The sequence below is a fragment of the Asaia sp. VD9 genome (assembly GCF_037150015.1).
Classification (GTDB): domain Bacteria; phylum Pseudomonadota; class Alphaproteobacteria; order Acetobacterales; family Acetobacteraceae; genus Asaia.
On sequence record NZ_JBBCQM010000003.1, the window covers coordinates 393,603 to 403,068 of the forward strand.

Here is a 9,466-nt window from a genome sequence, read left to right on the forward strand (position 1 = left end):
TGTTCCTGTCTATGGTCGCCTGTCTATAGTCGGTCGCACAGACGCACGACAGAAGTCCTAACGGGCAAAGGGAGAGATGATGTCGGTCGAGATCAGGGTGCCGGTACTCGGTGAGAGTGTCACCTCGGCAACAATAACCCGCTGGCTCAAGCAACCCGGTCAGGCAGTGGCGGCGGATGAGCCGGTGGTCGAACTGGAGACCGACAAGATCAGCGTGGAGGTACCCGCCCCGCAGGCCGGCGTTCTGGGGGGCGATCTGATGGCAGCGGGTGCCGAAGTCGCGGTAGGCAGCGTGCTTGGCACGCTCGACCCCAAGGGAACCCCCAGCATGACCGCCCCGGCAAAACCCGAGGGCACTCCCGCCCCGAAGCCCGAAACTCCGGTCGCCGCCTCGGCAACCACGCGTGACCCGATGCCTGCCGCAGCGCGCCTGATGGCCGAAGCTCATATCGCACCGGGAAGCGTGACCCAGGGCACGGGCCTCGACGGGCGCGTGACCAAGGGCGACGTGATCGCGAAGATGGCGCAGCCCGGCGCTGCGGCCCCCCGGGATGAGGCATCTTTGGTTGCGCCGAAACCGGAACCCGTTGCTTCCCCGCAGGCTCCCTCGGTCCCGCAGCCCGCCGACGCAGGTCAGGCAGCCTCGCCCCCACCCGCCATGGCGGCGGCTCTGGCTGCGCTTCTGGGCAAGGGCGAGCAGGATAGCCGCGAACAGCGCGTGCCCATGACACGTCTGCGCCAGACCATCGCGCGTCGCCTCAAGGATGCTCAGAACACGGCCGCCATCCTGACCACCTTCAACGAGGTGGATATGAGCGCCGCCAAGGCGCTGCGGGCGGAATATCGCGAGATCTTCGAGAAGAAGCATGGTGTGAAGCTCGGCTTCATGTCCATCTTCGCCCGCGCCTGTATCAAGGCGCTGCAGGAATTCCCCGCCATCAACGCGACGATCGAAGGTGAGGAGATCATCTATCGGCGTTTCGTCAATCTGGGCATTGCCGTGGGCAGCGAGCGCGGCCTGGTCGTGCCGGTGCTGCATGATGCCGACCAGATGAGTTTTGCCGAGCTTGAGCGCAACATCAATGATTACGGTACGCGGGCGCGTGCCGGAACGCTCAAGCTCGATGAACTCTCGCGCGGTACGTTCTCCATCACCAATGGCGGCGTGTTCGGCTCGCTTCTCTCGACCCCCATTCTCAACCCGCCGCAATCAGGCATTCTGGGCATGCATGCCATTCAGGACCGCCCCGTAGCCGTGGATGGGCAGGTGGTGATCCGTCCCATGATGTATGTTGCGCTCTCCTATGACCATCGCATGGTCGACGGACGCGAGGCTGTGAGCTTCCTGGTGCGTATCAAGCAGTATGTGGAAGACCCCCGTCGCCTGCTTCTCGATGTCTGAAACGAAAGAGACCGCCATGTCGGAGACTCATGAATTCGATCTGGCCGTCATTGGCGCGGGCCCTGGCGGTTATGTCTGTGCGATCAAGGCGGCACAGCGCGGCCTGAAGGTGCTTTGCGTCGATCGTCGTGAGACGCCGGGCGGCACGTGTCTGAATGTCGGATGTATTCCTTCCAAGGCACTGCTGCACAGCTCCGAGCGACTGCATGAAGCCGAGACGGAATTTGCCGGGCTGGGGATCGACAACGTCAAGCCTGTGCTCAACCTTGGCCAGATGATGGCGCGCAAGGAGCGCGTGGTGGGCGATACCGTCAAAGGGATCGGCTTCCTTTTCCGCAAAAACAAGATCACCTTCCGAGTGGGTGAGGCAACGCTCACTGGGCCGCACAGCCTCACGATCAACGGTGAGACGGTCACGGCAGGTTCCATCGTGATCGCGACGGGCAGCGCACCTGCGGCTCTGCCGGGTCTGGCCTTCGACGAAAAGCGCGTGGTGTCCTCGACCGGTGCACTCAGCCTTGAGGCCGTGCCGAAGCGTCTCGCGGTCATCGGGGCCGGGGTGATCGGGCTCGAGCTTGGCAGCGTATGGAAGCGTCTTGGCAGCGAAGTGACGGTGATCGAATATGGCGATCATATCGCGCCCGGTTTCGATCGTGGTCTGGGCCGTCAGTTCCAGCGCGCGCTGGAAAAGCTCGGTCTCAAATTTCGCCTGTCCACCCGCGTGACCAAGGTGGCGACCGAACAGAGCGCGCTGTCACTTACGGTGCAGAAAGTTGGCAAGGAAGAGAGTGAAACGCTGGAAGCCGATGTGGTTCTGGTGGCGATCGGGCGCAAACCCTACACGCAGGGGCTCGATCTGAGCACTGTCGGCATCGATACAGATGAGGCGGGTCGCATTCCGGTAGATGGGCATTTCCGCACCTCCTGCCCCAGCATCTATGCCATTGGCGACGTGATTGCGGGGCCGATGCTGGCCCATAAGGCCGAGGAAGAAGGTCTGGCGCTGGCTGAACAACTGGCGGGCAGGATCGGGCATGTGCCCTATGACGCCATTCCGTCAGTCGTTTACACCCAGCCGGAATTTGCGATGGTCGGCAAGACCGAGGAGCAGCTCAAGCAGGAGGGTGTCGCCTACAAGACGGGCAGCTTCCCCTTCATGGCAAGTGCACGCGCCCGTGCCATTGCGGCGACCGATGGTGGCGTGAAGGTTCTGACGGACGCCAAGACGGACCGTATTCTGGGTGTGCATATCCTGGGTGCCTGTGCAGGCGAGCTGATCGCCGAGGCCACGCTGGCCATGACGTTCAAGGCGAGCGCCGAGGATGTGGCGCTGGCGTGTCATGCCCATCCGACCTTGTCCGAAGCGCTCAAGGAAGCGGCATTGGGGGCCTTCGACCAGGCGCTGCATCTCTGAGGGCTCTGGTAGCCTCCGAGGCCGATCCCGGTCGGGGCTTCATTCCGATTCCCAATTCCGGGGCGCTCGACGGCGCCCCGTTTTTTTATTGCTGGAGCAGTGTCTTGAGCAGCGTGTACGCTGCCTGGACGCGAGCCTCGTTGGGGGTGTTCCTGTTGGCCAGCATGATGATACCGATCTGTCGGCTCGGGATCATGACAACATAGCCGCCAAAGCCGTCCGTTGATCCGGTCTTGTTGAAGAGCCCATCGCGACTTTGCGGTGTGGCGAGGCTCACCACCTTGACCGGCTGGGGCTTGAGGATGAAGTCATAGCCATTCCCGAGCATCATGGGTTGCAAGGGAGTGGGCCAGGGATAGTGTTCCCAGATCATGTCCTGCGTGAAGAACGCAGTCTTGAAGCGTCCCTTCTGGGTGAGTGCAACGGCTTTGCTGATTTCGGCAGGCGGATGCCCCCGCCCGAGTTCGATATCGAGAAGGGTGAGCATGTCACGTGCGGTCGATTTCACGCCATAGGCCTCATCGGCCAGAACGCCCGGCCGGACACGGATGGGGGCATCCGTCTTGCGATCGTAGCCATAGGCGTAAAGGGCCATGTCGTCCTGAGGGACATGGATCCAGGTGTGATGCAGCCCCAGAGCCGGGAACAGGATCGTTTGGACTGCTTCGGCATAGGGCAACCCGAGGGACTGCGCCGAGATGAAGCCGAGCAGACCGATACTGATATTGGAATAACTGCGGGCGCCGGGTTGAGGTGGCTGCCAGGCCTTGAGCCAAGCGATCAGCCCGTTGATGTCCTTGACTGTATCCGGCACTTGCAGGGGCAGTCCGCCCGAGTGATGCGTCGCCAGATCGAGCAATGTCAGGTGATTGCCGATCGTGCAGGTATCAGCACACAGATAATGCGCCACAGTGTCTTCGAGCTTGACCTTGCCTCGCTCCACAGCCAAGGCAGCGAGTGTTGCGGTGAAGATCTTGCTCATGGAGCCGAGTTCGAAAAGCGTATCCGGCGTGACGGGCCGCTTGTCCGCGCGTGAGGCGAAACCCGTCATATAGAAATGATGAACGCCGTTTTGCGTCACGCCGACGACGAGACCAGGTACATCATAGCGACTGACCAACGGGGCAAAGGCCGTCTCGATCCTGTCATCCAGCGCGTCGGCGAGAGCGGGTGTTGTGGTGACAAGACCCAGAAGGCAGAAAACCAGCCAGGAATGTGGAAGTCGTCTCATCGATTTCTTGTTTCGTTCTCGTTATGTATGCTGTTTTCCCGACAAATTCCCGCTTCATTCCCCGGAGGGAAGAGGCGGTTGTGTCTGACGGTCATATCGTGCCGGACGCTGTGGCTGGTAAATGCGGCATTTCTTCGAGAGGGGCCGGATAGAGTTTGGTCCCCGCCAGTCTGACCGACAGAATGACCTGGCTCAGGCCGTCGAACGCGTCGTCATCCAGAACAAGCATGGCGTCACCCGTGGTCCAGGCCCCTGTGGCGTCGCATGCGCGATGCCAGCCGGGTTGCGTAGCAGCACAGTGTTTGACGGAGAGCGCCGTCATTCCTGTGCTGGTCCAGAGCATAAGCGCTGACACGAGAACGCCGAATTCCCGGCGATCATCGAGAAAGGGTCCGGTTTCCTCGCAGGGACGCACGCTGCGTGAGCAGAGGTGATAGATGCGGGGTTGCGCATCCAGGCGGAAAAGATAGGTCTGGCCATCATGCCGGTATGGGGTGAGAACCGTGCCATCGTCACGCATCAGATGAAGCGCGGGATCGACGCTGATGGGGTGACGCCGCGCAAATTCCGCTGTAGAGACAGACGCAAATTTTTCCCATAGGCCACGCACGAATTCAGGCGCGACATTGAGCGGTGCGCAGGCATCTTTTTCCCAGGAACGCCTCTGCGGCAGGTGCAGGAGGGTGGGGCCCTCTATCGCGCTCTGCGCGAAAAGCAGCCGGTTGCCCGTGTCCAGATAGGTTTCACTCTCCACACCATTGGCGAGGATGATTCCGTGCGTTTCGAGTTCGATATGGAAATAGGTGAATGAATTGCGTGATCTGTCGTAGGCGATCGTGTCATCATTGATCAGCATACGTGCGGGCACGAAACAGCCTTCGAGAAAAAGGCAATGCTCGGCCGTAACGTACAGATCCTGATGCGGCATGCCCTTGCCGAGCGCATTGGTGCGCAGACGCACTGGATATCCGGCGCGCTCGTCGTGCCGTTCCCGCTTGTCAACGACTTGTCGTGCCGACCCGACCCAACGGATCGTTTCGGCACAATCGATACCCTTGCGTCTCACGATAACCTCGTCCCCCGGCTCGAGGGTTTCGATGATCCGTTCGCCCTGAGGGGTCAGAATAAGCGTGCCCGCCAGATAGCATATGGCGGCTACGGGCTCACCCGTAGGCGAGGGGGGAGAGTAGAAATTGTCGGAGGAGCTTCTGAGAAGTGGTCCGCTCTGCGCGGTTGCGGTGGAGACCCATACCATATCGGCAGTTCCACTGGCAGGATAAGCCAGATAACCGTCCGCAAAAGAGGCATTCTCGCCAAAGAGGTAGAAGCTCGTGCCGATGTAGAAACCAAACATTCCCTTGGTTTGATAGACGGTACCACTGAGAAAAGTTTTGAAAGGTCCACCTATCGTGCGGCCATCTGACAGATTCACCTGAAACTGCTTTCTATCGAAGTCGATGTAAACCGTGACCTCACCTAGCGAGGTGATTGGGCTGCGATTGCCGAAAAGCGTGCAGGAATATCCCGGCACTGCCCACTTTTGAATGTTTGACATGATTCCTACCCAAACATGATTTTTCGACGAGCGGTCTTGATCTAACATTATTGTGCAGTAACGATGTATTATCCCGATATATGAGATGTAATATTTTGATATATACAGAGCTAGATCAGTGATTTCCCTGTGATTGCAGTAACGGTAAATCCGTGTGGTCTGCGATCTGCGCGGAAACTAGGCGTTACTTTCCCCTAAGAAAAGCTTGTCTTTCTTAGGGGTCCTAAGCATAACTTACGCCCATGCTTGATTATGCGGCACTCAGTGCAGTCGTGGCAGTTATCCGTGAGGGTTCCTTTGAGGGCGCAGCCCGTGCCCTGAGGATCACGGCCTCTGCGGTTTCCCAGCGTGTGCGCAGTTTTGAAGAACGGCTCGGTGCGCTGGTTATCGTGCGCGGGTCTCCGTGCAGGGCCACGGATCTGGGCCAGTTACTCTGTGCCCATGTCGACAAGGTAAAACTCCTTGAAGCCGAGATCGGCCAGCAGACGGGTGCGGCTCTCTTCCAGAGTGGCGAGAGAACGACCCTGCGGTTGGCAGTCAATATCGACAGCCTCGCGACCTGGCTGCCCGATATTCTTACAGGCTATGCAGAAAAGGCAGAGATCTGCATCACGCTGATTGTCGAGGATGTGGCCCAGACAGCCGATCTGCTGCGTACGGGCGACGTCATGGCGGCCGTCACGACCTGCAGCGATCTGCTCCCCGGGTGCAGAACCCTTTATCTCGGCGCCATGCATTATGCGGCATGTGCCAGACCGGATTTCGTGGCGCGTTATTTTCCTGAGGGGATGACAGACGAGGCGATCGATACAGCGCCGTGCATCTGCCTGAATGCGCAGGACAGTCTGCAGAGGCAATGGCTTGATCGGGCAAAGCGCACGCATCTCTCGCCGCTCACCCATTACGTCCCCTCCAGCCGGGGCGTTCTGGATTTCACGCTCAGTGGTCTGGGGTGGGGGCTGCAACCAACGACGCTTGCCGCCCCGCATCTGGCGGCGGGCAGACTTGTGGAACTCGACCCCGGGAACAGGTTCGAAGTGCCGCTCTATCTGGTTCTGCCTCGGCTGAAGAGTGTGGTTCTGGAGGATCTCACACGCCATTTGACACGCGAATGCGCGGTGCATCCCGCTCTTCTTCCACCCGGATAGGGTGTAACCTCGCGTGGAGCAAGCGTGGACCGGATCGCTTGGATGATTGCGATACGTCAAGCGGCGGCGTCAAGGAGAGCAGGCGTAGTCTGCTGATGGAGGAAGTATCTCAGCGCTACGAGTGCGCACGGCAGTGGCCATGAGCCGCGCAGCGGGTTAATCCGGCGAGCGCCGTTTGCTGGTGCGCTTTGGCTGCTGCGACCGGCAGTCCTGCGGCCAGGGCGCGTGGCGGAGATTGTCTGTCCTATCGGATCGAGGCGCATGCCGGGCGGATCCATGCGATGATTGCGGCGCAGGACGACTTGACCCTCGCTGATATCCGTGCCCGCCTGGCCGATGACGGCCACCATTTCGCGACCGGCGCGCTGTGGCGCTTCTTCGCCCGCCACCTGGTCGCATGGAAAAAAGTCCGCTCATGCAGGAGAGCAGGATCGCCCGGACATCCTGACACGACGGCAGGAGTGATTCGACAAGCCAGCCCGATCTGCGCCCCGGCGATGCCGTCGTAATGGACGAGCTCGGCTTGCATAAAGGACCGGGCGTGCGGGCGGTGACCGAGGCGGCCGGTGCCAGCCTGCGATTCCTGCCGTCTTACAGCCCAGACTTCAATCCGATTGAGATGGCCTTCTCCAGGCTCAAGGCCCATCGCCGCCGCGCCGCCGAACGCACCCGCAAGGGGCTTGGGAACAAGGTCGGAAGCCTTATCGATCAGGTCACGACCGATAAATGCGCCAATTTCTTCACCGCCGCAGGGTATGAGCCAGAAAGAGAGGAAAACACTCTAGGCATAACCTTCCAGAAGCGAGCACTGTTTTTTGCCCGAAAATCGCGGGATGGTCATCTCCTGAGGACAGTGACGAACAGAGCGACAATCTGAGACGGGACTTCCTTTCGCGCGGCAGCGACAATTTGACAGCGTAGCCTCTCGGGTACGGGTACGTAGCAAATATCCCCACTATATGTCTTAGTCACCGACAGGGGCACGATTGCATTACCCAGTCCTGCAGCGACTAATGGAGGGATGCATGTGACATCCGGTGCTATAGGTCGAATGACGGGACTTGTTCCCGCGGATACAGTGTGCTCGATTATTGAGTCATATAGCCCACCGCTAAATTCCCTTGGAAATATAATCAAATCGCTTGTGTATAGATTTTTATAAATATCGGCAGGCAGGCTCTGATGTGGTTTTGGAAGATGGATAACAGCAAGCATGTCCTCCTCATATATATCGTATGAAACGAGACCTTTGTTCGATATGGGTCCCCACAGCAGGACTATATCGAGATCGTGACCTATAAGCCTCTCCGTCAGTTCCTCAGACGTCCCACATATTAGCTCGAAGCGTATATCAGATTTCATCTCCTTGATTCGCTTTATGCCAGACACGATCGCCCCAACAGCAAGAACCCCGGCGACAAAGCCGATCTTTATAACTCCTTCGTGTGATCTCTTCAGGGTTTTAATATAGTTGAATAGGTTGTCCCGCTCACGGACGAGGGGGATGACCTTCTGAAGAAATAGTCCGCCAATTTCTGTTAGTTCTGTTCCTCTCCTCGATCTTGTGAAAAGTTTTACTCCAAGATCCTCTTCTATTGACGATATTTGTCTACTCAGTGGTGGTTGTTCCATGTGTAGATATTTGGCGGCATCCGTTATACTGCCTTGCTCTGCCACAGCCATAAACATACGCAGGCGGCGAAGATCCATACCGACCTCGTATGGAGAAAGTTAGAAACGGTATATTACAAACACCAAAAGGCTCCGCATCATAGGCACAAAATAACGCTTGTTCGTTATTAACCGTCAATGCAAGGAGCTGGTCGCATGGCGATCGTAACGATAGTTGGTACGTCTGGCATGACTGTGCAGGTCACCGTTGAAGGTGCCCGGATGCAGACTCTTGCCTCGAGTTATGCACAGCAGATCCTGGGTGCAGTCGCGACCGGTGACGTCTCTTCGGTTGATCTTGTTGCAGGCGGGAATAACGAGCCTGCGGGCACGAATTCGCTTGTCCAGGGTGTCATCACCACCGGGGGCGCTTTTGCGCTGAGCGGCAACTACACGAATCTCGTGATTGGCGCCCAGGGCGGCGCAGTCGACGGTGCGGCTCAGGACACGCCTGTCCCGCCGCTTTCCTCCCCGGTTACGGTCAATGGCGCAGGCATGACGGGCAGTAGCCTGTCCATTCTCGCCGGTAATACGGCGGGTGTCAGCTTCTACGCTGGCAGCTATGACGGCAAGTTCGTCTCGACGATGGGTGATAACCTGTTCAACGCCCAGGGTCAGAAGGGCGACTGGACGATCGCAACCGGCGATGGTGACGACACCATCATCGGTTCGGACGGGGTCAACAACATCCGCGCAGGCGATGGCAGCAACCTGATCCAGCTCGGAGCCGGTGCGAACTTCGTCGCTTCCGAGGGCAAGGATACCATCGATGGCGTGGAGAATTCCTCGGATACAGTCACGATCCTGGGCGGCAACTCCATCGTCAACCTGCAGTCGAACTCGCTCATCGTCGATGCAGCGCTGACCGGCAGCCAGATCTCGGTTGGCGTCAACAGCACGATCTTCGGCGGCACCGGCTCAACCGTGAACTTCACGGGAAGCACGGGCACCATCGTCGGCACGGTGGGCGACACCATCTCTGCCGCAGGCGACCTTTCCGTCTATCATGGCGTGAACCAGTCGATCAGCGTCTCTGGCGCGCTGT

9 protein-coding genes are annotated in these 9,466 nt (G+C 58.9%); 6 read left to right on the forward strand and 3 right to left on the reverse strand.

Going from position 1 to position 9,466, the window contains the following annotated elements:
* Positions 1 to 79 precede the first annotated feature (79 nt).
* A complete protein-coding gene (gene odhB / locus WFJ47_RS06410; protein WP_336761719.1) occupies positions 80 to 1,402 on the forward strand; it encodes a 2-oxoglutarate dehydrogenase complex dihydrolipoyllysine-residue succinyltransferase in 1,323 nt (440 codons plus the stop codon).
* Positions 1,395 to 2,816, forward strand: coding sequence for a dihydrolipoyl dehydrogenase (lpdA, locus tag WFJ47_RS06415; protein WP_408868624.1), 1,422 nt, complete (start codon positions 1,395 to 1,397; stop codon positions 2,814 to 2,816). The genes odhB and lpdA overlap by 8 nt, the downstream gene beginning before the upstream one ends.
* An 85-nt stretch (positions 2,817 to 2,901) precedes the next feature.
* Here lpdA and ampC read toward each other — a convergent pair whose 3' ends face one another.
* Positions 2,902 to 4,047 carry a class C beta-lactamase gene (ampC, locus tag WFJ47_RS06420; protein WP_336761685.1) on the reverse strand — a complete coding sequence of 382 codons (1,146 nt, stop codon included), beginning with the start codon at positions 4,045 to 4,047 and terminating at the stop codon, positions 2,902 to 2,904.
* 91 nt (positions 4,048 to 4,138) lie between these two features.
* Positions 4,139 to 5,602, reverse strand: coding sequence for a Hint domain-containing protein (locus WFJ47_RS06425; RefSeq protein ID WP_336761687.1), 1,464 nt, complete (start codon positions 5,600 to 5,602; stop codon positions 4,139 to 4,141).
* 242 nt (positions 5,603 to 5,844) lie between these two features.
* Here WFJ47_RS06425 and WFJ47_RS06430 point away from each other — a divergent pair, with 242 nt between their 5' ends.
* The 3 genes from WFJ47_RS06430 to WFJ47_RS06440 all read left to right on the forward strand — a co-directional run bounded on the left by WFJ47_RS06430 (position 5,845) and on the right by WFJ47_RS06440 (position 7,627).
* Complete coding sequence (locus tag WFJ47_RS06430; protein WP_336761688.1) at positions 5,845 to 6,750, forward strand: LysR family transcriptional regulator ArgP; 906 nt, start codon at positions 5,845 to 5,847, stop codon at positions 6,748 to 6,750.
* A 188-nt stretch (positions 6,751 to 6,938) separates the two neighbouring features.
* Positions 6,939 to 7,259: a hypothetical protein gene (locus tag WFJ47_RS06435; protein WP_336761689.1), complete on the forward strand. Its 321-nt coding sequence runs from the start codon at positions 6,939 to 6,941 to the stop codon at positions 7,257 to 7,259.
* Positions 7,259 to 7,627, forward strand: coding sequence for a transposase (locus tag WFJ47_RS06440; protein ID WP_336761690.1), 369 nt, complete (start codon positions 7,259 to 7,261; stop codon positions 7,625 to 7,627). Before WFJ47_RS06435 ends, WFJ47_RS06440 begins: the two co-directional genes overlap by 1 nt.
* Here WFJ47_RS06440 and WFJ47_RS06445 read toward each other — a convergent pair.
* Positions 7,588 to 8,460: a LysR family transcriptional regulator gene (locus tag WFJ47_RS06445; RefSeq protein ID WP_336761691.1), complete on the reverse strand. Its 873-nt coding sequence runs from the start codon at positions 8,458 to 8,460 to the stop codon at positions 7,588 to 7,590. The genes WFJ47_RS06440 and WFJ47_RS06445 overlap by 40 nt on opposite strands.
* 117 nt (positions 8,461 to 8,577) lie before the next feature.
* On the opposite strand from WFJ47_RS06445, the gene WFJ47_RS06450 reads away from it, so the two are divergent.
* On the forward strand, positions 8,578 to 9,466 hold an 889-nt coding region (locus WFJ47_RS06450; RefSeq protein WP_408868625.1), incomplete at its 3' end, for a calcium-binding protein.